At 32.5% G+C, this 23,546-nt stretch carries 20 protein-coding genes and 5 pseudogenes; 21 read left to right on the top strand and 4 right to left on the bottom strand.

From position 1 onward, the window contains the following. Positions 1-227: 227 nt before the first annotated feature. Positions 228-395, top strand: coding sequence for a hypothetical protein (locus COE53_RS23925; protein ID WP_180242409.1), 168 nt, complete (start codon positions 228-230; stop codon positions 393-395). Positions 396-506: 111 nt separating this feature from the next. Here the strand turns inward: COE53_RS23925 and COE53_RS10035 are convergent, their stop codons facing one another. Next, a complete protein-coding gene (locus COE53_RS10035; RefSeq protein ID WP_098947977.1) occupies positions 507-1,208 on the bottom strand; it encodes an FHA domain-containing protein in 702 nt (233 codons plus the stop codon). Between the two features lie 177 nt (positions 1,209-1,385). Further along, the gene (locus tag COE53_RS23920; protein WP_180242408.1) at positions 1,386-1,562 is read right to left on the bottom strand and encodes a hypothetical protein; all 177 of its coding nucleotides are present in this window, start codon (positions 1,560-1,562) and stop codon (positions 1,386-1,388) included. Positions 1,563-1,782: 220 nt separating this feature from the next. Between COE53_RS23920 and COE53_RS10030 the strand changes: the two genes are divergently transcribed. From COE53_RS10030 to manA, 5 genes and pseudogenes are all read left to right on the top strand, one after another. Beyond that, positions 1,783-2,253, top strand: coding sequence for a hypothetical protein (locus tag COE53_RS10030; RefSeq protein WP_142350406.1), 471 nt, complete (start codon positions 1,783-1,785; stop codon positions 2,251-2,253). A gap of 196 nt (positions 2,254-2,449) precedes the next feature. Continuing rightward, positions 2,450-3,154: pseudogene (locus COE53_RS10025) on the top strand (flavin monoamine oxidase family protein); the annotation flags it as partial. Next, positions 3,154-3,966: a VOC family protein gene (locus COE53_RS10020; RefSeq protein WP_098947974.1), complete on the top strand. Its 813-nt coding sequence runs from the start codon at positions 3,154-3,156 to the stop codon at positions 3,964-3,966. The pseudogene COE53_RS10025 and the gene COE53_RS10020, both read left to right, overlap by 1 nt. A gap of 270 nt (positions 3,967-4,236) precedes the next feature. Beyond that, entirely contained in the window at positions 4,237-5,397 is a 1,161-nt protein-coding gene (locus COE53_RS10015; protein WP_098947973.1) for a murein hydrolase activator EnvC family protein, read from the top strand. Positions 5,398-6,045: 648 nt separating this feature from the next. Beyond that, positions 6,046-6,719: pseudogene (manA, locus tag COE53_RS10010) on the top strand (mannose-6-phosphate isomerase, class I); the annotation flags it as partial. A gap of 98 nt (positions 6,720-6,817) precedes the next feature. Here manA and COE53_RS10005 read toward each other — a convergent pair. Beyond that, positions 6,818-7,012 (bottom strand): annotated as a pseudogene (locus COE53_RS10005) (LysR family transcriptional regulator); the annotation flags it as partial. Positions 7,013-7,142: 130 nt separating this feature from the next. Between COE53_RS10005 and COE53_RS10000 the strand changes: the two are divergent. The 10 genes and pseudogenes from COE53_RS10000 to COE53_RS09960 all read left to right on the top strand — a co-directional run bounded on the left by COE53_RS10000 (position 7,143) and on the right by COE53_RS09960 (position 16,118). Continuing rightward, positions 7,143-8,372 (top strand): APC family permease, encoded by a 1,230-nt coding sequence (locus COE53_RS10000; RefSeq protein WP_098947971.1) that lies wholly within the window; start codon positions 7,143-7,145, stop codon positions 8,370-8,372. A 471-nt stretch (positions 8,373-8,843) separates the two neighbouring features. Continuing rightward, positions 8,844-9,200: an SDR family NAD(P)-dependent oxidoreductase gene (locus tag COE53_RS09995; protein WP_286162557.1), complete on the top strand. Its 357-nt coding sequence runs from the start codon at positions 8,844-8,846 to the stop codon at positions 9,198-9,200. 800 nt (positions 9,201-10,000) lie between these two features. Next, positions 10,001-10,360 (top strand): annotated as a pseudogene (locus COE53_RS09990) (class I SAM-dependent methyltransferase); the annotation flags it as partial. Positions 10,361-10,620: 260 nt separating this feature from the next. Further along, positions 10,621-11,838 (top strand): MFS transporter, encoded by a 1,218-nt coding sequence (locus COE53_RS09985; protein WP_098947969.1) that lies wholly within the window; start codon positions 10,621-10,623, stop codon positions 11,836-11,838. 99 nt (positions 11,839-11,937) lie between these two features. Next, positions 11,938-12,060, top strand: coding sequence for a hypothetical protein (locus COE53_RS24310; protein ID WP_286162556.1), 123 nt, complete (start codon positions 11,938-11,940; stop codon positions 12,058-12,060). Between the two features lie 163 nt (positions 12,061-12,223). After that, on the top strand, positions 12,224-12,802 hold the full coding sequence (locus tag COE53_RS09980; RefSeq protein WP_098947968.1) for a TetR/AcrR family transcriptional regulator: 579 nt from the start codon (positions 12,224-12,226) through the stop codon (positions 12,800-12,802). 169 nt (positions 12,803-12,971) lie between these two features. Next, positions 12,972-13,400 carry a PaaI family thioesterase gene (locus COE53_RS09975; RefSeq protein WP_098947967.1) on the top strand — a complete coding sequence of 143 codons (429 nt, stop codon included), beginning with the start codon at positions 12,972-12,974 and terminating at the stop codon, positions 13,398-13,400. Positions 13,401-13,438: 38 nt separating this feature from the next. Continuing rightward, the gene (fabF, locus tag COE53_RS09970) at positions 13,439-14,680 is read left to right on the top strand and encodes a beta-ketoacyl-ACP synthase II (protein ID WP_098947966.1); all 1,242 of its coding nucleotides are present in this window, start codon (positions 13,439-13,441) and stop codon (positions 14,678-14,680) included. A 44-nt stretch (positions 14,681-14,724) separates the two neighbouring features. Next, positions 14,725-15,222, top strand: a complete 498-nt coding sequence (locus COE53_RS09965; RefSeq protein WP_098947965.1) for a DinB family protein — start codon at positions 14,725-14,727, stop codon at positions 15,220-15,222. A 26-nt stretch (positions 15,223-15,248) separates the two neighbouring features. Next, a complete protein-coding gene (locus COE53_RS09960) occupies positions 15,249-16,118 on the top strand; it encodes an alpha/beta fold hydrolase (protein WP_098947964.1) in 870 nt (289 codons plus the stop codon). A gap of 96 nt (positions 16,119-16,214) precedes the next feature. Here the strand turns inward: COE53_RS09960 and COE53_RS24555 are convergent. Next, positions 16,215-16,310: pseudogene (locus COE53_RS24555) on the bottom strand (IS3 family transposase); the annotation flags it as partial. A 213-nt stretch (positions 16,311-16,523) separates the two neighbouring features. Between COE53_RS24555 and COE53_RS09950 the strand changes: the two are divergent. From COE53_RS09950 to COE53_RS09930, 5 genes are all read left to right on the top strand, one after another. Further along, positions 16,524-16,778 (top strand): NAD(P)H-dependent oxidoreductase, encoded by a 255-nt coding sequence (locus tag COE53_RS09950; RefSeq protein WP_098947962.1) that lies wholly within the window; start codon positions 16,524-16,526, stop codon positions 16,776-16,778. Positions 16,779-17,590: 812 nt separating this feature from the next. Further along, positions 17,591-18,676 carry a GerAB/ArcD/ProY family transporter gene (locus COE53_RS09945; protein WP_098947961.1) on the top strand — a complete coding sequence of 362 codons (1,086 nt, stop codon included), beginning with the start codon at positions 17,591-17,593 and terminating at the stop codon, positions 18,674-18,676. Further along, positions 18,676-20,100, top strand: a complete 1,425-nt coding sequence (locus tag COE53_RS09940; protein WP_098947960.1) for a spore germination protein — start codon at positions 18,676-18,678, stop codon at positions 20,098-20,100. Before COE53_RS09945 ends, COE53_RS09940 begins: the two co-directional genes overlap by 1 nt. Next, the gene (locus COE53_RS09935) at positions 20,097-21,236 is read left to right on the top strand and encodes a Ger(x)C family spore germination protein (RefSeq protein WP_098947959.1); all 1,140 of its coding nucleotides are present in this window, start codon (positions 20,097-20,099) and stop codon (positions 21,234-21,236) included. Before COE53_RS09940 ends, COE53_RS09935 begins: the two co-directional genes overlap by 4 nt. A 608-nt stretch (positions 21,237-21,844) precedes the next feature. Next, the gene (locus tag COE53_RS09930; RefSeq protein ID WP_098947958.1) at positions 21,845-23,062 is read left to right on the top strand and encodes an MFS transporter; all 1,218 of its coding nucleotides are present in this window, start codon (positions 21,845-21,847) and stop codon (positions 23,060-23,062) included. Positions 23,063-23,546: the final 484 nt, after the last annotated feature.

Raw genomic sequence — 23,546 nt, 5'->3', positions numbered from 1 at the left:
TGAGTAATTAAGTGGTTACTAAAATACATGAAATAACAAACTATCAACCTGTTCCTGTATCGGAGCAGGTTTTTTCTTTTTCTGAAATTGTAATTTTAATTGTTAGTGTTTTGTTATCAATATGATATTGAGTAAAAAAGCATGAAGTAATATCTTTACATGAGTACATAATTTTTTAAAAGACGATTTTGATTTAATTTGATCAATGCGAAAAAGGGTGAATTGTAATGTTTTATTTATTATTAGTTGTTGGAACTATATTAGGGTACATGCTGTTAATTCTACCCGTATATGTATGTGCAATAATTCTTTTAATGGTTTCATTGTGTTCTTTTATTGCAATTTATATTGAATTAACTATTTTAGAGAAAAAAGTAAGAGCTAATTTATTATAAGCTATATAATTTATTGATATTATTATAACAAATACAATATTTTGCCAAAAAAAGAGTGTAGAATTTAAAAAATCTACACTCTTTTTCATAAGCTTTTATTTCTTTACTCTATTACTTATCCTCTTGTTCAAACATATAACCATATCGAGGAACAGATACAATCTTATGACCGTATTTACCTAATTTCTTACGTAATCTATAGATAAGGGTATTAATTTCTTCCCGTCCTACATCCGGCTGCTCAATATCTTTCGTCATTCGTTCCGGCCAAACATTTATTTTAATTTCGTTATAGCTAACTGCGCTATTGGCTCTTTGATATAACAGCAAAAATAATTCGGTATCTTTACTAGTTAGATGGATTCTTACCCCATCAATTAAAATTTCTCTCTTAACTACATTCACAGTTAAACCATTGACATCGTTTATGTGTTTATCTAAAACTAATGGCATATCAAGTGTGTCACCAAGGTTCTGCTCTGATAGATTATGAAAAATAAGTACAGCGGCACCACTTGCAAGACTTATACAATCGCCATCACGAAGAAAATATGGTTTATTTTTTTCTATTAAAATATGATTTACTTGTGTGCCATGTTTACTCATGAGATCAACGATAGTGTAATTTTCTTCTTTATCGAAACAAATTAAAGCATGTTTTCTTGAAATATATTGACTTGTAAAAGGAATATCTGGGAAATCATCACCCCACGTTCGCCCTAGCAATGTTTCATTAATGGAAATAGGAATTCTATTCTGATTTGTGGCTGTTTCTCCTTGTTTTATAGAAAGATACACGTTTTGAATACTCATGAAGTTACTCCTTTGAAAACTAATCTAGTTAAACCAAAAAAGAGTATATCATATGCAACTAATTTGTAAAGAATTGATTGTTTATTGTGTCTTCTAATTTGTATATGCAAATTGATAAGAGCTAATCGTCAAGTATTCGATTAGCTCTTATTTCTGTTAATTGAGGCATACCTACAATTATTTCAATTTAGGATTCCTATTCAGCATTTCAATATTTTCATTTCTTTCTCCGCCATCAGAAAGGTCTTCTGAAAATTCATGATCTGCTTTCTTGCCTAACAGAAGCTCAGATGTTCTGATTGTGCTAGATGGCAAATTATTATTCGCTGCGGCTTGTTCATTCCATTTACCCATTAAAATCACCTCTTAAGATTAGTATTGGAATTTGTTCATGTATTTATTTAGAATCATGTAAAGAAATGAGTATGGTAAAAGAGACAATTAAAATAAAGTTAATAAATTATTAAAAGTAGAAGTGAATACATTCGTTAGAATACTTTACCAGTTGTCTCATATCGTTTAATAGAGGAACACGTGATGAATGAATAGTGTTTTATGGAAGAGAGGATGCTGGATGATGAAACGATTTGCAACGTATTATCCATATGAACAAAAATTATTAATCGTGGGTCATCACAAACTCATTCAAGGGGAAACGAAAAATGGACAATCGTTTGTTGATTCAAGATTCATGATCACTCAATTTGCCAAAGAAATAGGAAAGAAAGTGGCACTTGTCGGGTTTGGAGTAGGTGTAGTAGAATTACTGATTCCAACTAGTAAACTTTTCCTTTACCCAGTAAGCATGCTCATAGAAAATGCTTACCACCATGCAATCGATTGGATACATTATGATGTTGGGCAACATATTCATAACTTATCATCAATAAATATCAGTTCGGGTCACTCTATTGCTTCGATTGATGTACATCAAACACCAAGTAGTCCAATTGCAAAAGACGGTCATTTTATTCTTGAGAAAATCGATGGAAAAATGAAGCATCATTTCGAAGGAGTTAAAGATTTTCTGGAACGAAATAAATGAAGAAAAAACTCCTTGCCTTGTTGGGGAGTTTTTATATTGGTTATATCATATTATCAGATGGAATTGAGGACTATAGCAAGCATACTTGCATATAAGTCGATAGAAATTATATTTGTTTTATAAACTACACAATTATATAATTCTGTGAAAAAAGGATGAATATTATGTCAATTAATTCTTTCAGAAATTATCCGTTGAGTTGGAGACACGAGTTGAGAAAATTCAACTGAATGAATCTGGTGATATCACGGTTGAAGCAGAGCTTTCTAATGGAATGAGAAAAAAATTTCATACAGATGCTGTTATTTTGGCATTGCCACCACGTCTTGTGGCGAAACACATTGAATTTTCACCTTCACTTCATCTAAATCTTACTACTGATATCGTAAAAAAACCTACGTGGATGGCGGGACAGGCCAAGGTAGTAGCAGTCTATGATCGTCCCTTCTGGAGAGAATTAGGACTTTCTGGATATGTATTGAGTGCAGTTGGTCCCTTAGAAGAAATATATGATGCCTCTCCTATTAAAGGCTCTGGTGCATTATTTGGTTTCTTTGGAATGCCACCAGAAGCACGTAAAAAAATGGGTCAGGATAAAGTTTTAAAATTGGTTGTTGACCAATTAGTTAAACTCTTTGGAAGTGAAGCTAAAAACGTAAAAGCTATTTTTTACAAAGATTGGTCCACAGATTCTGAAACTACTGTTGAGGAGGACTTAAGTCCTCTTAAAAATTACCAAAGCTATGGTCCACTCCCAGTAGAAGGCATGTGGGGAAAGAAAATTATATTTGCTGGTACAGAGACGAATTCAGATTATAGTGGACATCTTGAAGGTGCTCTTTTGTCAGCTGAAAAGGCGGTTGCTGAAATCATTAACTATCGATTGAAAGGAGTACGATAATGGATTTATACTTTGATCACCTAGTTTGGTTCTTCAAAAAACCAGAGAATGCAATTTTACCCTTAAAGGAAAGAGGTATTCATGTTGTAAAGGGAGGGCGTCATGAAACTTGGGGTACATATAATACCCTAACTTATTTTGGCTTAAGTTATATTGAATTTTTAGGAATTGAAGTTTTATCAATAGCTGAAAAACATGAGGAAAATCGATTAATTACGCAAATCGTAGAACAGCTAGCAAAAGAAAATCGGGAAGGACCTGCGACAGTAGCAATTAGAACGAATCAAATTGAAGAACTAGTAAGTAAACTAAAAGCAAAAGGACTTACAGTATATGGACCGCTTACTGGGGAGAGAGTTCGTGCTGATGGTCAAGTAATCAGATGGTCATTGTTATTCCCAGAATATCCGGAAAAAAAGGTTAAGTTACCATTTTTTATTGAATGGGAAAAATCAGATGAAGAAAGGCATTCGGAATTAGAGGAACAAGGATTTATCGGATCACATATAATAGGTCAACCCAAATTGGAAAGCATTGGTTTTGTTGTAGATAATTTAGATAAGACAGTAGAAATTTGGGAGAATTTGTTTGGCCTTAAACAAGGAGAAGAGTTCTCTGATTCCGAAATCAATGCACGTTGTAGAATATTAAAATTGAACGGAACTAATTTATTATTTTGTACACCTATTGGAGATGGCCCGGCTGCTACGGTATTAAAAGAAAAAGGGCAGACACCTTTTTTAGTAAACCTTTCTGATACGAATCAAAATCACTTTTTTGAAATGTTAGATGGTTATTGGAAGTTCCAATAATTTATTTAAAGGTGAACCCATTACATATTAGCGTCAAATTCGTTGGAACGATAGCGGTTTGACGCTTTTTTTTTATGTTTCTAGACATTTTTAAGATTTCAATAACTCAGGTTGAGTACACTATGATTATATGATTTACTGATTATTTTTTTTTTAGTGTTGCAAAGAGCTTGTAAAAAACTTGTAAAAAGAGTGTAGTCTAATTTGCATTAAATTGTTACATTTCTAAGTTAACATATATAAGTATATGTCAAGCTTAGGGAGAAAACGATGAAACGAATTATTAATAAACTAATATTAGTAGCTGCAAGTTTATCACTTACTTTACTTCCAAAAGGTGTACTTGCAGAGACTTTACCAAATACAAAGATTAAGAGTATTCAAGATAAACGAGTAAAAGTTCAAGAAGAAGCACAAAAAGCGAAAAATGAGATGGATCAATTAAAAGATCAGCAAAAATTGTTATTAGACTCTCTTGATACAATTAGCTCATCAATTGAGAATGCAAATATAAAGATGAGCCAAAAAGAAGCAGAGATTGTAAATGGTAAAAAAGAAATAGAAATATTACAAGATGATATAAAAGACTTTCAAAAACGTTTAGATCAGCGTCAAGTAATCTTAAATAATCGTTTAATTACAATACAAAAATCGGGTGGAAATAACTCATATTTAGACGTTATTTTTGATGCGAAAAGTATTGGTGATTTAGTTCAACGAATAAATGCAATTGGTAAATTTATGAATGCTGATCAAGACATTGTTAAGGAACAACAGAACGACCTTGAAAAAGTTGAATTAAAAAAGAAAGACTTTATGTTAACCCAAAATAAGTTAGAAAATGATAAAAAAGATCTTCAAAATATAGAACGTACACTTGTTAATCAAGAAACTCAAATGAAGGCTATACTAAGCAAACTTAAGGATGATGTAAACGAAAAGGAACAAGATATTTTGAGTTTAGAAGAACAGGAAAACCTATTAAAAGATCAGGAAAAAGCAATAAAAGCCGCTTCAAATTTTACAGGTGGTGATTTTACTCGACCAGCGGAAGGGTATGTATCTTCAGGTTTCGGATATCGTTCATTTGATCATGAAACGCATTTTGGCGTAGATATTGCAAAAAAAGGAAGTACACAGATTGTCTCAGTAGCAAATGGCGTTGTAATACGAGCTTACCATTCATCTAGTTATGGTAATGTTGTCTTTATTACACATAATATTAAAGGAAAAGTATTTACATCAGTTTATGCTCACATGCAAAAGTATCAAGTCTCAACAGGGCAAACTGTTTCAAAAGGACAAAAAATTGGAACGATGGGCAATACGGGTCATTCTTTTGGTCAGCATCTTCACTTTGAATTACATGATGGACAATGGAATGAAGCAAAATCAAACGCTGTTAATCCAGCAAAGTATATTAACTTTTAAGCTTTTGTAACATTATATATAGTGATTTATCAATATTTATAAACAGCCTATTTTTAGCTAGGCTGTTTTTTGGTTTTGGAAAGAATTGTACACCGACATAAATGTGTTTAATTGAAGTACAGTTCATTTTTTTCCAAAAACGACACAAATCTGTTACTTCAGAAAATATTTCCTATAATTTTAACTTTGATTTGATGTTTTATTTAATAAATAACTTTTTAGGAGATAAGAAACAACATACGAAGATTTAGGATTCCAAAAGGGAATTAAATTTCTAGTAAATTTCAGAGCGACAAATGCATTTTTTAACGTAGGTTATGTAATCAATGAAATATTGGTGGATACAGAGTTTGTACCAACAATTGAGATTAATGAAGAAGATGTGAGTGGCCAATGAATGGCTTTTTTAGATTTTTTTTAAAATTTCTATTTATAAGTTTTTATCTCTAAAAAATCATTTGGTATATCTTCTTCACCTCTGTATTCAATACATTTAATATTAATATGTCTATTGTAAGGATATCTGGGATCAGCCTTTTGTTGTATTGGTAATGAATCTAGATATTTCTCCCAATTAATTTTTCTTTCCGCGCACCTAAAGAATGTGAGCCACTACTGGATTTAAAGTGAAAATCTCATTTTAATTTACTCACTCTACAAGTTCATCCTGAAGATTCATATGCAAAAGTAAATGAAAATGGGGATCTTGGAAAAACAGAATGTTGGTACATTCTTGACTGTAAAGAAGACGCACATATGATATTTGGCCACAATGCAAAACAAAAGAAGAACTAATTAGCCAAATTGAAGAAGGCCAATGGTCTAATTTACTACGCAGAGTAAAAATTAAGCCTGGTGATTTTTTCTATGTACCAAGTAGAACCATTCACGCATTATGTGAAGGTACTCTTGTATTAGAAACACAACAAAGCTCTGATACAACTTATCGCGTATACGATTATGATCGAAAGGACCATGAGGGAAATTTAAGGGAGCTTCATTTAAATAAAGCAATTGATGTCACAACAGTTCCCAATCAAGAAACAGTAGTGGATTTTAAAACGGAACAAAAAGAAAATATCAAGATTAATACATTTGTAGAATCAGAATTTTTCACTGTATATAAATGGGACATTACTGGTGAAACACATTTAACTTATAATGATCAATATTTATTATTTAGTATTATAAAAGGAAATGGAAAACTAATCCACAGCGGTGAAGAATATATATTATCAAAAGGATCAAACTTCATCATTCCGGTTGGATTTGGGGAGTTTGTTTTAGATGGTGATTGTGAATTAATTGTTTCACATACTTAAATGCATTTGAATAGTGGATAAAGAATCAGGTCGATTGCTCTGATTCTTTTTTATTTAGATATACTAATTCTAAATCTGCTTTAAAAATTTGCAGGGGTAAGAAAATGACCACCAACTTCGGTTAATTGAACCTTTTTACCGATTCGATCAAACAATGGGACACTTAATTCTTGTTCAAGTGCTTGGATAATTGTTGTAACGGTAGACTGAGCATACCTTAAATGGACTGCAGCTTTTGAAATACCACCCAAGTCTACGATTGATTTAAATGTAATCAAATGGCGTATTTCCATAAATACCTCCTTCTATCGAATTTTCCGATTGATAATATCGTATATATTCATTTTACCGATTATATGTCGTTACATATAATTAAATTATACGAGATTACAATTTCTTCTAATAAAAATTTGAGGTGATTTTATGGAGAATCGGAAAATAGGATATTTATTGCTAAGTGGGCTAATGATCGGTCCAATATTAGGTTCAGGAATTATCATATTACCTCCTGCTGTATTTGAAATAGCTGGAAATTATGCAATTTTTGCTTGGATACTTATGCTTGGGTTAAGTATGTTATTTGCAAATATGTTCGGGAAAATAAGTTTGATGATACCGGGTGATTCAGGTGTACCTTTAGCAGTAGAGCGTGCTTTTGGAACTCATATTAAAAATCTTTCAGCAATATTCTTTTTACTAGCAATTTGTTTTGGTCCTATTGCAGTGTTTGGGACAGCGGGACATTATTTACAATTATTAACAACACAAACTCTTTTTAATGAAAAATGGCTAGCAATTGGCTTACTATGTTTTGTGTATTTGATCTTAACCAGGAATATTGCAGATGTAGGAAAATTTGCATTAATTATGTCCAGTATTATAGTAGTAACTCTACTTGTAGGTAGCTTTCATACTTTATTTACAGTTGATGGCAATATATCTTTATCCAATCCAATTTCTGTGAATGATTTTGGCCAAAGTTTATTATTGTTGTTTTGGGCATTAATTGGGTGGGAAGTAATTGGCAGTTACTCATTAGAAGTAAAGTCCCCTGAAAAGACAATTCCAAAAGCTGTAGCATTAAGTTTTTCAGTGATAGCTATTGTAAGTCTGACGGTAGCTCTGGCATTCCAGTGGGTACATTCAGAAGATTCGATTTCATCCGATCAATCATTAGCTCCATTACTTCAAAGTTTATTTGGTCGATGGGCAACTCCAATTATATCGACCATTACAATTGCCTTATGTATTAGTACAGTCCTGTTAGTAATTGGAGCTGTTTCTAGGCTAGTTTCAGATCAAGCAAAAAATGGATTATTACCAACATGGTTATCATTTAAAAATAAAAATAATGTTCCGTCACGTGCATTGCTAAGTTTGTTTTGTATACACGTAGTTGTATTCATTCTTTTCTTTATGGATATAGTTAGTATTCAGCAATTAGTATCAATTGCTAATGCCTTCTTCTTATGTAATGCACTATTAGGCGTATTAGCATGTATGAGTTTATTCAACTCAATTTATTTAAAAATAGGCTCAGGAATTCTTGCCATTTGTTTTCTAGGGATCTTATTATTTTCCTCCCCAATCATTATAATTGTAATTGCAGTAGTTACTGTTTATTTTTTTGAATACGAAGAAAAGAAAGTATAAAAGAACATGAAGTTATCGTGCTAAATCTGTCTTCTTCCTTGATTGTCGTTTATGTATTGTTGTATTCAGTTCGATTTAAACATGTCACTTCCAGTCCTTCAATACCAAATCAAGAAGCGTATATATGTTATATAATTCACGAATATTAAGGGTAAATGATAATAGAATCACTTAATTTTAGTGCACATTTAAGAATGAATATTCTCAAATGAATTCAAAAACTCTTTGATACAAATTTTAAGACATAAGACTAAATAATTTATAAATAGAAAATGAGGTGTATTCGTAAAGGAAATTTCAAAACAAATAGCACTAATTACAGGAGCAAATCGTGGACTGGGTAGTCATCATGCAGAGGAACTTCTTGCGAGAGGAGCTAAGGTTTATACAGGAGTTAGAAAACTGGAATCGATTGATCTCCCTGGTGTCATCCCACTAAAGATAGACATTACAGATGAAAAATCAATTGCTGTGGCAGCCGAGATTGCAAAGGAAGTAACTAAATATTCTTTCCGTTCTATCTTTGTTGAGCGTGACGGAGGGGGTTCATATCCAGCAGCTAAATCAGCAGAATGGAGTTTGACGAATACGCTCCGACTGGAACTAGCTCCTAAAAATATACTTGTTTCTGGGTTACATGTAGCATATATGGAAACAGACATGACAGCAAATATTAAGGCACCTAAATCAAATCCTGCTGAAATTGCAAAGATGGCTATCTATGGTATAGAAGCAGATAACTATGAAATTTTAGCAGACAATTTGAGCCGAATGGTTCAGCAAAATTTAGCTGGCGGTGCAAAAGCGATATACCCACAATTCTTTTAACGATAACTATTTTCTTAGATGAAGAAAAATAAACGGAATCCTCATTTATAAAAATGAGTAAAAAAAAAGTAGGTATTGAACTATCCAAAGCGATAGTTCAATACCAATTAGGATCTGACAAATTACATAGATTTTATTTAGAATAAATATACACTTAATCTAAAAAGTAATTGCAGGGTAAGAAAACAATCTAATTAAATAAATTGGACCAAAGTTAGTTTTAACACAATGGGCCTATTATTATGTAGGGGGAGGGTGGAGTAGTATCTGTAACATTACTCCCATAGGGGTCTCGCACCTTCCATTCCAATCATAGTGATTATTCTGTTAAAAGACATTGAGGGCTTATTGGACAGATCCTTTTAATTTATGTTGAATAAGGTATTAGTCATTTTTAATAATGAATATAGCTATAATACCCCCGACAAATGTGATTAATCCAGCAAATATACCAGCATAAAACGTTTATCCCAAAGAATAAATGACTTAAAATAGGCTGTCGATACTAAAATTGATTAGAATTGTGTTTATGGGCTTTTAGGTGAGGAATAGGCTGCTTAGTATGTGAACCTTTCATTAGTAAGCTCCCTTTCTAAAAAACATGTTTAATGTATTAATTACCAACTTAAATGGAACATATTAATAAAATCTTATTGAACTAACGCAATACTTTAGTTGAACAACATGATCGACTTTTTAGTCGATTTTTTTTATTAAGCTAATGGCAGTTTAGTTGAAGAAGAAAAACTTATAGTAAACAAAGAAAATATTATATGAACTAAATTTGTTATGAGGTAAAAGTGTTGGTTACAAAACAAGATGAAATTAAAGTAGTAGTAAGTGCAGGAGCGTTTAACAATAATCCTGGATAGATTCAAACACAAGAAGATGAACTTAACTTATTAGATAAGACTACTTGGGAAAGTAGATTTGATAATAATTCTATCTCAGCTAATTTAGCTGAGCATGTATGGGAGCGTCTTACCTATGAAGAAGGTGTGGATGTAGCTAAAGTTTGTTATAAATTTTTAAAACCATCAGGTCATATTCGTTGTGGTGTTCCTGATGTGTTTTTTCAAGACGATACCTATCAAAATATAGTGAAAGTAGGAGGACCTGGACCTAAAGAGCATCCAGCTGTAAGCCGTAAAATATTATACTATTAAAATAAAAATAAGGAATATTTATCCTTATTTTTATAATCAAGAACTTTATCTTACATAATTAAAAATTTATTGACTTATTATCGAATAAGTAGTTAAATTACAACAGACCGATTGTTCTTTTCTGAAAATGAATTGAATAGGATTGAGGAAGTAGCGATGTTTTAAAATCAGATGTTTTATAGTACAGAATTGGATTTAAATATTTTTTTTGGGTTAAAAACAGACCGTACAGTTTTTTATTGGAGGATGAAAAAATGGTGAATAAAAAAAGTTCAATGTTTTCTCAACTAATAGCAGGTTACTTGTTGGTCATTGCGACATCAGGATTTGCAAGATTAGCCTATGGTGTATTAATGCCTTCTATGCAAGAAGATTTAGCTATCAACTACGCTCAGGCAGGATTTTTAGCTACGATCATTTCACTTGGATTTTTGGTCATCTCAACACTTATTGCCGTTTTGGCCCAAAAGTTTGGCATAAAGAAAATTGTATTAGCCGGAGGATTTTTAGTTACAGTTTGTCTGTTCCTTCTTTCATTTGCAAAATCATATTATTTTGTCATGCTTATCATGTTTCTACTTGGGGCAGGAAGTTCATTAGCATTTGCACCACTTATGTCCCTAATGGTTATTCAGTTTGCCAATAAAAAAGGGCTTGTACTTGGGATTTTATTGAGTGGTGTAGGTTCGGGGATGCTTTTAAGTGGAATAATAACGACCAATCTAAGTGATTACTTTCCATCTTTAGGGTGGAGGGACATTTGGACGATTTTCGGTACTATATCCTTAATCGTTACACTTTTATCACTGTTCGTACTAAAAGAGTCAGAAAACAAAACGAATACGAAAAACAACCAAAATCAATCAATTAGCAAGGCATTTAAAAATGTAAAAATTATTCGAATCGGAATTATTTATTTCTTGGTTGGAGTGGGCTACCTAATCCCAGTACTTTTCCAATCATCATTTATGATCAATTCAGGCTTCAGTGAAAAAATTGCAGGAAATGTATTTGCATTATCTGGGTTATCTATCATTGTAGGAAGTCCAGTTTTTGGAATGATTTCTGATCGTATAGGAAGAAAAAATTCTTTACTAATTACATCGATCCTTTGCATGATTGCAGGAATTCTACCTGTCCTAAATCATCATCTTATTGCTTTTGTAGCAGCTTCCATCTTATTTCCGTTTTCACTCGGAGGATTTTTGGTACTTATCCAATCTATGGCAGCCGAACGAGTAAGTCCATCTCTAGTTCCAGCCGTCTTAGGATATGTGTCAGTATTCTATTCGATTGGCCAATTAATAGGTCCATCCTTAGCAGGAGCGGTTATTGAAAAATTTGGTGGAATTCAAAGTGCGTACATCCTTGCTTCATGCATTTTTCTTGGCACCTTAATAATTACTAGTTTTGTAAAAGAGAACGAAAAGGAAGAAGTATTGGCAGTCCAGACAAATCCATTGTCTGGATGAGCATAAAAGTAGGGAAAGGATTAAGGGATATTGACAAGGTAATTCCTTTATGGTTTTAATCATGTACTAGGTAAAAAGTATGAGGGGAAAGTACGATATATGAAAATTGTCGAAAGGATTAAAGGTATGACAGGAAAGTTCAATAATCAAACAGTTATTATTACTAGAGGGGTTATTGGGATTGGAGAAGGAATAGCAATAGAATTTTCCAATCTCCTTTAACTATTTAAGTATCCGCTACAATAGGATAGATTTCTCTTTTTAAACTGATTATTATTAGGAAAAATTGGATTAATCCGTTAATGTTAGATTGACAATACTTATAATAATATGTTTTAATAAAAGACCAGTTGTTCTTTTTTGAAAAAAAGGAGGTAAGTAGCAAATTAATAAAGGTGAACGAACTAAAAAATACATCATTGAGAAATCATCTACATTATTTAATAAACATGGATATAAATCGACCTCTATCTCTGATATAATGACTGCCACTGGTTTAAAAAAGGGTGGTATTTATAATCATTTTGAAAATAAAGATACATTGGCCAAAGCTTCGTTTACTCATTCTTTAAATACCCTTAAAGAAAATTATAAAGAAGCAGTTGCATCAAAAGATTCTGCTTATGATCAATTTAAAGCATTTATTAGCGTTTTTAATACTTTGTCTCAAGATGAAATTGTCATAGGTGGATGCCCGTTGATGAATGCGGCAATAGAAGCTGATGATTCAACAATTGAATTCGAGGATTCAATAAAAGAAGGATTTACTGACTTAATCAAACTTACTAAAACGATTATCATTCATGGAAAGAATCGAAATGAAATCGGAAGTGACATAGATCCAGAAAAAATGGCCGTTTTCATTCTGTCTTCATTAGAAGGAGCATTAGCCCTTAGTCGTTTATACAAAGATAAAAATTATTTAGATATGGTAAATATGCAATTAATAGACATTCTTTTCTAATTGCGATTTCCATATTTTTTTGAAATAAAAACAGACCGTTTGGTTCTTTTTTGAATATTTTTAGAGAGGTGAGTTGCATAGTAAATTGTGACTTTGCTATGATCCATTCTTTATTTTCATTTTAGGTTTATGTATTTAAATAATATTTAATACTGAAAGGGGAATTTTAATGAAGAATACCATTAAATTAAATTCACAGAAGGAAATTTCTGTTCCTCCTGTTGCAAAATTAATCGGCTTTTATCCAATCGAGATTAATAGAGGAGAGACTGTATTTCAACTTGAGACAAAGGAAGACCATTTAAATCCGATGGGAACAGTTCATGGTGGTATACTTTGTGACCTGGCGGATGCAGCAATGGGAATTGCGTATGCTACCTTATTAAATGAAAGTGAATCCTTTACGACTGTTGAATTAAAAATAAATTATTTAAAACCTATATGGCAGACAACTTTAAAAGCCCATGCGGTTGTAGTCAAAAAAGGAAGCAACATCGGTTTTATTGATTGCTCAATATATGATGAAAAAGAGTCATTGATTGCGAAAGCAAGTTCAACATGCATGACGCTTAAAGGTGAAAGTGCAAAAAATAGGTAGCATGGCAAAATCTCTAGAATTGTTATAGGAGGTTCTTTATGAATCGCAGGGTTGTAATAACTGGTTATGGTGTAGTATCACCATTAGGTAATGATGTAGACACATTATGGAAAAATGTAAAGGCTTCAAAATCTGGCATTAAAAAGGTTGAGTTCGAGGGCTATGAAGATATAAGTACAAAAATTGGTGGCCATATCGAGAAACTTTTTCCAGAAGAATTTTTTGATAAAAAAGAGTTAGGTAAATACGATAAATTTGTTCAATATGCGTATATTGCAGTCAAACAAGCATTAGATCAAGCAGGACTAGACCTCGAAAAAACAGATCCAAATCGATTGGGAGTATTTATTGGCTCAGGAATTGGTGGATTAGACACTGTACTAGAAAATCATAAAATGCTTTTAGAAAAAGGAGCAAGAAAAGTATCTCCTTTCATGGCACCAATGATGATCAGCAATATGGCTGTAGGAATCGTATCAATCAAAACAGGTTTCAAAGGAACAAGTTTTTCACCTGTATCTGCCTGTGCAACTAGCAATCATGCAATAGGAGAAGCCTTTCTTAACATTCGGCACGGATATTCTGATGCCATATTGGCAGGAGGATCTGAAGCTTCCATCAGTCCTTTAGCTTATGCTGGTTTCTCTAGGATGAAAGCAATGTCAACTAATAATGATTCACCCGAGACTGCCAGCAGACCATTTGACAAACGAAGAGATGGTTTTGTTATGTCGGAAGGAGCAGGTATTTTGTTGCTTGAGGAATTTGAGCATGCTAAAAAAAGAGGGGCAACTATTTTAGGTGAAATCATTGGTTATGGATCAACAACTGATGCCTATCATATTACTTCCCCTGACTTTCATGGAGCAGAACGAGCAATGAATCTCGCATTGAATATGGCTCAGATCCAACCAATAGATGTCGATTACATCAATGCTCATGGCACGAGCACACCTGAAGGTGACAAATCTGAAACGAAAGCAATTAAAAGTGTATTTGGAGACCATGCATATAAACTGAAAGTAAGTTCAACTAAATCTATGACAGGGCACTTATTTGGAGCTGCTGGAGGAATTGAAGCAATCATCACCCTTAAAAGTATTTTGGAAAATACAATTCCACCTACAATTAACTATGAATATCCAGATGAAGAATGTAATCTAGATTATGTTCCAAATCATCCAGTTCATGCAGAAGTAAACTATGCGATTTCAAATGGATTCGGATTCGGTGGACATAATGCAGTTTTAGTATTTAAGAAATTCAATGATAGTTTTTAAATATAGCTCTTTCAATTATATAAAATACAATAAGGAGGGCTATCATGAGCTCGAATACCATATTGAAAACTGCAAACTATGTACGTTTAAATAATATCCGAAAATTTGAGTCTTTGTTAGAAGAGTATTATGATATACAGCCGATTCAGTTTAATAACACAATCAGATGGAATATAGGTCATTTCATTGCGATTACCGATAGCATGCTTTTCAAACGAATTACGGGATCATCAAGGCTACCTGATGGATTCATTGAACTTTTTAAAGGCGGAACAAAACCTTCAGACTGGACTATATCTCCACCTTCAAAAGTTAAATTGGTTCAACTACTAAAACTACAATTAGACGATATAAATTCACTCTTTATGGATAAATTAAATGAGAATTTGAAAGATCCATTTTTGATTCGTGATACTTCGTTTGTAACAATTGGGGATATTTTAGCGTTTGTAACAATACATGAAGTACAACATTCAACGACTTCAACCTATATATTAAGGGAGATTCAACGTTTAAATACAAACACAGAGATTAACAAATAAAAAATAAATTATGAGGATGATATAAAATGAAAAATTTAGAACAAAATTTAAATACATTCACTGCAGAAACAGTAGAAACTTCTTATTTAGAAGCGGATGGCATTCGGTTCGCTTATCGGACTTTCGGTAAACCATCGGATGTTCCGCTCGTTTTTTGCCAACGTTTCAGAGGCACGATAGACGATTGGGATCCTGCTCTCATCAATGCACTGGCAAGAGAACGGACGATCATCCTGTTCGATAACGCGGGCATAGGATTGTCATCGGGAGAGACACCGGAGTCGTTCTTTGGAACGGCGAAATACGTATATACTTTCATTAGAGCGTTAGGACTTAAACAAGTCGACTTGTTGGGATTTTCAATGGGCGGTTACATTGCTCAAATCGTGGCGTTAGAGCATCCGGATTTAGTCCGTCGCTTGATTTTGGCAGGTACGGGGGGAGGAACCGGAGAAGGCACGGAAGCAGGAAAACCTGAAGTATTTCAAGTTGCGTTCAAGCCAGTTAACGATGCCGAGGATTTCTTGTACTTGTTCTTTGAGCAAAGTGAGACGAGCAAAGCGGCAGGCTTAGCGTATTTAGAGCGTCTTGCCAGAAGAAAAGAATCTAGAGCGCCGCTTGTAAAACCGGAATCGGTGCAAGCCCAAATCAAAGGTGCCGGGGCATGGAGAACGATTTCAACCTTCGACCGATTGGGAGAAATCAAGCAGCCCGTGCTCGTGGCCAACGGAAATCGCGATATCATGATTCCTACCGTTAATTCTTATATCATCTCTCAACGAATTCCGAATGCTCAACTGATTATTTATCCGGATTCCGGTCATGGATTTCTATTCCAATATCCAGAAATGTTTGCAGAACATGTAAATATTTTTCTCAATAAAAATCTTAAATAACAAATTGAATTAATATTTTAACATCGGATAAATATGAAAAAGATGACTCAACAATGGACTTACCCCTGTCAAGTAGACACTAATAAAAAATGTATTTTAAGCAGCCTTAGCCCTGTATTCAATAGGGCTAAGGTTATTTAATTTCTTTTGAAATCTTTTATTATTGTAGTACCAAATATAACGTTTCACTGCGTGCTCAACTTGTTATTGATCGTTAAATTGATATCGATCAAAGCATACTGTTTTAAAATGGCTAAAGAAACTTTCGATGCATGCATTATCCAAACAATTTCCTTTTCTAGCCATACTTATTTTTATATTGTATCTTTTAAGTGTCAGCATTAAACGAGATTTCATATTTTCCATTCTTTGGTTGCACTTGAATATTTGAAACTTTAACAGCTTTTGAATCGATCTTTACAAGTAGTTTTACATATTCCATTCGGTCCTGCGGAATCATATCAGCCTAGCGGTTATAACCGTTACACAATGGAGGAATTGTTGAAGCCGATTCAGGCTACGGCTACGAACCCATTTATCGGTATGACCTTTATGACACCGTATATTTTGCACGGGGTTGGTGACGTAACCGATGAGCAATTGGCACAAAACGCAGCCGAATATGTAAAATACGTAACAAACCAGTCAGTAACGGTTTAAGCTGAAGTAATTGTAATATTTAACATAATAAAGATCCTTCTTTTGAGAAGGATTTTTGTTTTTGTTGTACAACTAAAGCATGCGTTTGCGGCCGAGCATAGGTCGTATCATATAACGGGTGGGATTCCCGTCAAGAAAGAACTAGCCATTCACTCGTAGCGAGTCTTGAAGGATTGGTAACTTTAATCTTTAAGCGTAGACAGTTAGGTTGCGGGCCGAAAGCCAAATGGTTGAAGGGATTGAGCTTCGAAATGTTATTAAATCGAGAGGGCTGATGCCTTACGCATAGCAGAAAGCAACATTTTACCTTTCGTTAAGGCAAGAAGGGTAAAGCCTCTCCAGAGTCAGAGACCTTGGCACGTAACACATTGATATGATATGGCAACTCGGGAGACCCTACCAGTCTTTTCATTTAATAGAAGAGTATGTTGTACAAGCGATAAAGAGTAAGGAAACCAAATGCCGATGTAGCGAATCGGATAGCAGCGTAGTACCTATGAAGTCGGGTAATGCCGATGGAGGAAAGGCTGCTACCAAAGTATCACTCATAATAGGGACACGTTTACTACACAAGTGAGCATGACGGAGCATTTGGATTAGGCATTCAATATGTACATGAATTGTTTGAAGCACACGAAAGTAATTATAATTAAATAAATTAATAAAGTAGTTGATAAAGTAAACTGCAGCTTTTACCTCTATTATTGGGTAATGGCTGCAGTTTTTTGACGTATAGGTTGTTGTATCAATGGATAATATATACATGTTCATGAAATAAATGAATAGTAGAAAAAGGAGGTATTGCTCGAAAAATGAATAATGAAAAAATTTTCATTAGTGCAGCATTAATCCTTGTACTATTTTCCAGTATACTTATGCACCATTTTATGTTGATTCCAATAATACTTGACATAGCTGGTCGAGATTCGTGGATTTCGGTAATCATTGCTTTACCAGCTCTATTAGTCTGGCTTTGCATTTTATATTACATCATGATAAAAACAGAAGAAAAATCCATCACTTTACTGATAAAACAGCGATATGGAAATTTAGCCTATTCTATCATTATAATCCCATTATTAGCTTTTTTATTGATAAATACATACATTGCTCTAAAAAATACCTCATATTGGATCACAGTTATTTATTTACCGAAAACACCAATCATTGTTATCGAAGGATGTTTATTAATTATCTGTACTTATTGTGCTTATGCCGGCATATCTTCCATTGCTGTTATATCAGTATTTCTTTTTCCTTTTGTTCTATTGTTTGAATATTTTCTTGATGGTGCAAATATCCAATTTATGCACATAAATTGGATGAAACCGATGTTGCAAAAAGGTTGGAGTCCTATTTTTAAAGGGAGCTTTTTCATTGCTGGAGGATATATTGAACTATTGTTTTTATTACTAATCCAACGTCATATCAAAAGTCGAGTTAAATTCTGGCAATTATTTTTATTAGGATTTTTGATATTACTATCATCACTTTTTCCATTATTTTATTCAATCTCTTTATTTGGTCCTCAATTATCAGAAAAAATGCGCTACCCTGTTTATGAGCAATGGCGACTACTAAGTATTGGTCAATTTATTCAACATGTAGATTTTCTCTCTGTTTATCAATTTATGTCAGCCTCCTTTATTAGAATTGCGTTAACTTTATTCTTATGTGTTGATATTTTAAATATTAGATCAAAACGTAATAAGAAAAATTTGTTGTGGTCTTTATGTTTTGTGTTATTTGTAGTCGCTTGTATACCTATTACGGATAAAAATGTTCATTCATTTGTAAAAAATAATTATTTCCCTATATTTATACCAATTATCTTTTTCATATCGATTTTATTAGTACTTTTTGTTACAAAATATAAGGTAAAACTAAAAGGGGGCTAATTCCCATTTCAAAAATAAATGAACAAAAAATAAGAAAGCTATTTAGAACCTGTGCAGATGTGCAAATAAAAGTTCATATCTTAAATAATCATACGAAAAGTGAACGAGTGATTTTTGTCTATTCTAGTGGAATGATTGATACTATTCATATGAATCAGTTTGTTTTACCCAATCTCCAAAATAATACTTTACAATTAATACCCATCATTTATGGCGAAAAGGACACTGATCAGCAAATCACATTGAAAGTTTTTTCTGGTGAATTAATATTACTATTTGAAGAAACTGGAGAGCTATGTTCATTAAATATATCAAAAGTTCCACAACGTCAACCTGAGGAATCCACATATGAGGTTTCAATTAAAGGTGCTCGTGACGGATTTACAGAATCTCTAGAAACAAATGTGGCATTACTTCGAAAACGAGTACGTAGTACCACTTTATGTAATGAAATATTTACGATCGGTAAACGAAGTCAAACTGGCGTTTCATTACTCTACCTTTCAGATGTAATAAATGAGAATATTATAGAGGAAGCAAGAAACAGACTTAATTCGATAGATCTAGACATTCTAAATGGGGTTTCTCCTCTTGAGGAGTTGCTATCAGATTCACCATATTCGATTATCCCGTCTTTAACTTATAATACTAGGCCAGATATGATTGTCGAGTCACTGCAACGAGGACGCTTTTGTATATTAATAGATGGTGCTCCAGCAGCATTAATCGCACCAATTAATTTGCAATTTTTACTAAAATCCGCTGAAGATTTGTACATGCCTTATTATTTTGTGACACTTGAAAGATTATTAAGATATTTAGGCTTATTAATTTCAGTCTTACTTCCAGGTTTTTACATTGCAATGGTATCTTTTCATCAAGATCAGATACCCTTTCCAGCACTTGCAACGATTTCAATTAATTGTAAAGGGATACCATTTTCTCCAGGGGTGGAGGTAATTATAATGACTATTCTTTTTGAAATTCTGTACGAGGCAGGTTTGCGTTTACCTAAATCAACAGGTCAAACTGTAACGGTGGTAGGAGCCTTAATTGTAGGAGAAACTATGATTCGATCAGGACTTACTTCTCCGAATGTAGTTGTCATTGTTGCAATTACATTGATAGGTCAGTTTTTAATTGTAAACCAATCTTTTGGAAGTGCTGTTATTTTAATGAGAGCTATAAGTATTTTAATGGCATGTATTATAGGCTTGCCAGGTTTAATGCTTGCTCTTTTTCTAATATTAATATATCTTTCAACGTTAAAATCCTTTGGAGTGCCATACATGTCTTCATTTAATAATCCAAGTGACAGTGACTATATTAAAGGTTTAATTCAGCTTCCAAAAACAGTTATGAGAAAGAGTCCAAAATTTTTATATACGAAGCTTGGACGTCAACAGGGGGATAATTCAAATTGAAACGGAGGTTACTACTACTAATTGCTCCTATTTTACTTTTAACCGGATGTTGGGATTTAAAACAATTAAGTCAAATAACATATATTTCAGCTTTAGGAGTAGATTATGTAAATAATGAATTTGTTATATATGCGCAAGTTTTGGATTTTGCAACGATTGGTAAATCAGAGCAAGGAAGTAGTGGAGCTGAAGGTCCTAACATTTGGATCGGTAAAGGAAAAGGAACAACATTTGCAATGGCTTGTAACGACTTATATAATAGCACTCAACAAAAGACATTATTTGGTCAAATTAGTTCGATAGTGTATAAAGAATCAGCCTTGGGTAAAATACAAGTTGAAGAATCCTTGGAATTATTTGAGCGATTTGTAGATGCACGACTCACACCATGGATTTATACTACAAAAGAACCAATTGATAAAATTTTTGCAGTTGAACCTATGTTTCCTAATTCACCAATTATGACTTTATTACATTTACCGAATGGAAACTATGAACAACATTCACTAATACAACCGATGAAATTAGTTGAATTCGCAGCACTAATTAATGAACCTAGTGCGTCAATTATCATACCAACACTTGGTTTAAATGACCAACTGTGGAAAAAAGATGACAAAAATATGCCAATGATGCATGTAAATGGAGCTTTTTTGTTTTATAAAGCGAAAAAACCACAATGGCTATCCAAAGATGATTTAAAAGGATTAGCTTGGGTTGATCGGAACACAGAACGAACACCTCTAACTCTTAACGAAAAAAACGGAAGAATAAAAGCATTGCTTCAAATTGAAAACCCAAATATTAAAATGCATTCTAAGGTTAAAAAATCAGGTGTTCCAAAATTTAATATGAATATTAAAGTACATGCAACTGTAACTCAGTTAAACTCTAAAGTCAGCAATAAAGTTTTGCAAAATGAAGCAGAAAAAGAAATTAAAAAGGAAATCCGTACGACTTTTTCAAAAGGAATTAGTAAACAGTTTGATGTATTTCATTTAGAAGAAGAATTGTTTAGAAATAACTATAAATCCTGGAAAACAATTACAAAAAAAAATAAATTTCAACTAACATCGAAATCTCTTGGTACGATTAAAGTAAAGGTTACAGTCACTGATAGAGAAGAAATAGAATAAATGAAAATATTTAAAAGTATATATTTTAATAAATTTAAAAATGAATCCAATATTCATACTATCCCTTTGCAAAAACTATTTTGACTAAATAATGATATCTAAAAAATCTTATAAGGAAAATTATAGTTAAGTGAGGGGATAGTTAAAAAGAGTAATAAAAATTAAATATAAGAAAACAAGGATAAAAAATTAAAATGATTTAGGTGTAATTGACAAAAAGTTTGATAAGCATTATTATTATCTTGAATTCGAGATAATATTCAAAAGTAATTATTAATTGAAATAAAATAAGAGATCAGTAAGATAGATATCAAAGTGTATTAATGATTAAATAATCTTGAAAATCTACCTTGCAGATAATTATGGAAATATTACTGATGAATTTTTTTAAAAATATATCTTTAATTAAAGGTTTTTTGTGCATCTGGGACCAGTTTTTTTACTCTTCTCTTTACAATCTTTAGACCAATATCGATATTCAAGCAGCATAGCTAAGTGAACTAGAAATGTGCCAATCAAAAGGATTATCTTGACATAATAAAAAAGATTAGCTAGTTTTTTAACGAGATTTTAATAATTGAAGGTATAACATTAAATTGGGGGATCTTATGAAAACTCAACATGTAGGTATGACAATAGGGTTATATATTGATTACTTCCTGTTAGGTATGATTAATATCATTTTTTCATCAAATATGAGTTTTCTAACAACACAATTAAATACGGATAATACTGGAATAAGTATCTTAGTTTCAGGTATTGGGATTGGAAAATTAATCACTTTAAGTGTATCAGGTAGGCTTTCAGACAAATTCGGGAGAAAGCCACTTGTAGTAACAGCTTCATTTCTATATCTACTATTTTTGATTGGAATACCTCTAGCACCTACTTATGAAATAGCGTTTATTATTGCCATAATTGCCGGGGTTAGTAATTCATTATTAGACTCAGGAGCCTATCCGGCACTGATTGAAGCATTTCCAAAAAATCCAGGAATATCTACAGTATTAATAAAAGCATCTATATCAGTCGGAGCAATGATTCTTCCAATCTTAATTTCATTTATTATCAATCATAATATTTTTTACGGATATTCATTTTTTATACTTGCATTTATCTTTTTTATTAATGGAAGTTTCTTATCTTCAGTTCGTTTTCCGAAGAATACTAATAAAAACAATGAAGATATCATCTACGAAGGATATCGATTCAAAACAAAATCAAATATTTTGTTGGAAGGCCTAGCTACCATATTTATGGGATTTACAACCACAACATTATTTATGGTCGTACAAATTTGGATACCAACATATGGTCTTAAAATACTTGAATTGAGTAGAACTGAATCTATTCAGTTATTGAGTTATTTCAACATTGGATCTCTAATTTCAGTTTTAATCCTTGCATTTGTTATCAATCGGTTTGTAAGTCCAATATTAATATTAATTTTGTATCCATTTTTAACTTCATTATCATTATTGATTTTATTATTTTGCCAACAACCAAGTTTGTTAATAATAAGTTCTTTTCTAATAGGTTTTTCAACTGCAGGTTTATTTCAATTGTGTATTACAGTCATAGTCGAGTTCTTCCCTAAAAATAAAGCGACAATATCGGCTTATGTAAGCACTGCATCAAGTTCTGCATTCATAGTAATCCCATATATTACAGGGTTATTTGTAAAAAATATCGGTGTAACTGCAGTATTCTGGTTAGATTTTATAATTGCATTGATTAGTATTATACTAGCAACTTATGTCTATTATCGTTATAAAAAAGTTTTCAAAAAATCAGTGATTTCATGTAGACTAAGCAAAGCTTCATAGCTACAATCAAAATTTTATTTTGGAATGAAATGATTATTTTCAATTTGGGTATTTTGTAATATTCCATACAAAAGAGAGAAATTAAAAAATACGAAATGTTAATTCAAGCCTGTTCTCAGATCGGAGCAGGTTTTTTAATTTTTTTGGAATTATTATCAAAAGAATCTAAATATCAATGTAATTACTGTGGTTTTTAGAATTTAAATAAAATGGTTTAATTAAGTTTTATCAGAGTCATCCTATTCTTCCTTAAATCACTGGTTCTTATTATGAAACTGGACTTCTTAAGGGTTGTCGCGGTGTAATAATGAGTGTAGATGGAGGAAAAACATTTATCTGAGGGACTTGAGAATAGAAATACTACAGCAATTGAACTTTCTCCAGACGAAGAATATTTGTTTGTCGGCACGCAGGGTGGCAGTGTTCACAGAATAAAATTGTCTAATAAACGTTAAAGTTAATAACATATAAAAAAACTCCCCTT

Source organism: Bacillus sp. AFS029533 (assembly GCF_002585125.1).
GTDB classification, from domain to species: Bacteria; Bacillota; Bacilli; order Bacillales; family Bacillaceae_G; genus Gottfriedia; species Gottfriedia luciferensis_B.
The sequence above is the reverse complement of the archived record's forward strand: the minus strand, read 5'-3'. Positions and strand labels throughout refer to the sequence as shown.

What these genes read in the sequence shown, in the direction of transcription:
- COE53_RS09975 (WP_098947967.1), top strand. Translation starts at nt 12,972, where the DNA reads ATGAAGAATACCATTAAATTAAATTCACAGAAGGAAATTTCTGTTCCT.
- fabF (WP_098947966.1), top strand. Translation starts at nt 13,439, where the DNA reads ATGAATCGCAGGGTTGTAATAACTGGTTATGGTGTAGTATCACCATTA.
- COE53_RS23920 (WP_180242408.1), bottom strand. Translation starts at nt 1,562, where the DNA reads ATGGGTAAATGGAATGAACAAGCCGCAGCGAATAATAATTTGCCATCT.
- COE53_RS10020 (WP_098947974.1), top strand. Translation starts at nt 3,154, where the DNA reads ATGGATTTATACTTTGATCACCTAGTTTGGTTCTTCAAAAAACCAGAG.
- COE53_RS09985 (WP_098947969.1), top strand. Translation starts at nt 10,621, where the DNA reads ATGGTGAATAAAAAAAGTTCAATGTTTTCTCAACTAATAGCAGGTTAC.
- COE53_RS09960 (WP_098947964.1), top strand. Translation starts at nt 15,249, where the DNA reads ATGAAAAATTTAGAACAAAATTTAAATACATTCACTGCAGAAACAGTA.
- COE53_RS10015 (WP_098947973.1), top strand. Translation starts at nt 4,237, where the DNA reads ATGAAACGAATTATTAATAAACTAATATTAGTAGCTGCAAGTTTATCA.
- COE53_RS10000 (WP_098947971.1), top strand. Translation starts at nt 7,143, where the DNA reads ATGGAGAATCGGAAAATAGGATATTTATTGCTAAGTGGGCTAATGATC.
- COE53_RS10030 (WP_142350406.1), top strand. Translation starts at nt 1,783, where the DNA reads ATGATGAAACGATTTGCAACGTATTATCCATATGAACAAAAATTATTA.
- COE53_RS24310 (WP_286162556.1), top strand. Translation starts at nt 11,938, where the DNA reads ATGAAAATTGTCGAAAGGATTAAAGGTATGACAGGAAAGTTCAATAAT.
- COE53_RS10035 (WP_098947977.1), bottom strand. Translation starts at nt 1,208, where the DNA reads ATGAGTATTCAAAACGTGTATCTTTCTATAAAACAAGGAGAAACAGCC.
- COE53_RS09945 (WP_098947961.1), top strand. Translation starts at nt 17,591, where the DNA reads ATGAATAATGAAAAAATTTTCATTAGTGCAGCATTAATCCTTGTACTA.
- COE53_RS09930 (WP_098947958.1), top strand. Translation starts at nt 21,845, where the DNA reads ATGAAAACTCAACATGTAGGTATGACAATAGGGTTATATATTGATTAC.
- COE53_RS09965 (WP_098947965.1), top strand. Translation starts at nt 14,725, where the DNA reads ATGAGCTCGAATACCATATTGAAAACTGCAAACTATGTACGTTTAAAT.
- COE53_RS23925 (WP_180242409.1), top strand. Translation starts at nt 228, where the DNA reads ATGTTTTATTTATTATTAGTTGTTGGAACTATATTAGGGTACATGCTG.